This is a genomic window from Synechococcus sp. R3-13, from assembly GCF_047462195.1.
Taxonomy (GTDB): domain Bacteria; phylum Cyanobacteriota; class Cyanobacteriia; order Thermostichales; family Thermostichaceae; genus Thermostichus.
This window is the reverse complement of sequence record NZ_JANSIO010000254.1, coordinates 1-1730: the sequence shown is the minus strand read 5'-3', so window position 1 is coordinate 1730 and position 1730 is coordinate 1. Positions and strand designations below refer to the sequence as shown.

Here is a 1730-nt window from a genome sequence, read left to right as displayed (position 1 = left end):
AGATGTGGTTGGCATGAGGTTCGGATTGAGCGAATGGTTTAACCAGGTGAGCCTCCGAACTGAACGCTAAAGGGTAAGGTTCGGAGTGTGCTACGCCATGACCATTTTTGTGGGTAATTTGTCCTTCAAGGCCAGCGAAGAAGATCTGCGGCTTGTGTTTGCCGAATACGGCACCGTTAAGCAAATTAAGCTGCCAGTGGATCGGGAGACTGGCCGTAAGCGAGGTTTTGCCTTTGTGGAACTGGAAAACGAAGCCGATGAGCAAAAGGCCATCGACGAGCTGGACGGTGCTACTTGGATGGGCCGGGATCTGAGGGTCAACAAGGCGTTGCCTCGGCAGGCCGGTGCAGGCGGCAGTCGGGATGGCCGCTCTTCCCGCTTTTGAGTTAACATGCATCTATCCTTTCTCAGATGAGGTTTGAGCCAGGGATCCCAACCCGCGATCCCTGGTTTCTAGCGCTTTCCTGAGAACACTCTGCCCAGAAAGGCCAGGCTAAACCAGGCGGAGGCCACCAGGACGATGGCCGGGCCGGAGGCCACATTGAGGTAGTAGCTGGCGTACATCCCCAGCAGGCTGGCGCTCACCCCGAATAGGGATCCCAGCAGCATCACCTGGTGCAGTTGAGGCACCACCAGATAGGCGGTTGCCGCTGGCGTGATCAGCATGGCCAACACTAAGAGCACGCCCACTGCCTTCATGCTGGCCACCAACGTCAGGGAGGTGAGCACCATCAGCCCCCACCCCAGCCGCTCGGTGGGCAGGCCGGCTGCTTTGGCCCCCAAGGGATCAAAGCTGTAGAAAGTCAATTCCTTGAAGAAGAGGGCCACTAACCCCAACACCAAAAGGGTGATGCCCACCACTGTCAGCACATCGACAGCATTCACCCCCAGGAGGTTGCCGAAGAGGAAGTGGTTGAGATCGATGCGAGCCCGCCGTTGGATCAAAGTGATCAACAGGATCCCCAAGGCAAAAAAGGCCGAAAAGACGATCCCCATGGCTGCATCCGGCTTGAGGGGGCTGGCGGAGCGGATCCATTGGATCAACAGGGCGCTGAGGAGACCGGCCACAAAGGCTCCCACAAACAGGTTGAGGCCCAGCATGTAGGCAATGGCCAGGCCCGGCAGCAGCGAATGGCTGATGGCATCCCCCAGCAGGGCCAAGCTTTGCACCAGCAGATAGCTGCCCACCACGGCACAGAGCATGCCTACGGCCACCGCCACCAGCAGAGCCCGTTGCATGAAGGCAAAACTCAAGGGATCCGCCAGGCTGTGCCAGAGCCATTCCATAACGTTGTTGACCTCAAACTCTCCCTAGGCAGCTGAGTCCAGCAGCAGGGCTCGGCCATAGGCCCGCTGCAACACCGCTGGCTGCAACACCTCCCGCGGGGATCCCTGGGCAATTAAGACACGGTTGAGGAGGAGCACTTCGTCGAAGTAGGCCCGGGCCTGCCCCAAATCGTGGTGCACCACCATCACGATGTGGCCGGCATCTGCCAGCTCCCGCAACACCTGGAACAAAATAGCTTCGCTGGGCTGGTCGATCCCGGCAAAGGGTTCGTCAAGGGCGTAGATCTCCGCTTCTTGCGCCAAGGCCCGCGCCAGGAACACCCGCTGCTGTTGTCCCCCCGAAAGCTTTCCAATGGGGCGATCCCGGTAGGCCCCCATCCCCACCCGCTCCAGGGCTTGAGCAGCCCGCTGCTGCCCCTTTTTCCCGATGCGGCGAAACCAGC

At 59.8% G+C, this 1730-nt stretch carries 3 protein-coding genes; 1 reads left to right on the top strand and 2 read right to left on the bottom strand.

Features of this window, described 5'->3' with window-relative positions; all coding sequences use genetic code 11:
• The first annotated feature begins 97 nt into the window (after positions 1-97).
• Positions 98-385, top strand: coding sequence for an RNA recognition motif domain-containing protein (locus NW856_RS07870; protein ID WP_414329140.1), 288 nt, complete (start codon positions 98-100; stop codon positions 383-385).
• Positions 386-453: 68 nt separating this feature from the next.
• On the opposite strand, the gene NW856_RS07865 is transcribed toward NW856_RS07870, so the two are convergent.
• A complete protein-coding gene (locus NW856_RS07865) occupies positions 454-1287 on the bottom strand; it encodes a metal ABC transporter permease (protein ID WP_414399743.1) in 834 nt (277 codons plus the stop codon).
• 24 nt (positions 1288-1311) lie between these two features.
• Positions 1312-1730 (bottom strand): metal ABC transporter ATP-binding protein (locus tag NW856_RS07860; RefSeq protein ID WP_414399742.1); only part of this gene is annotated, 419 nt, incomplete at its 5' end.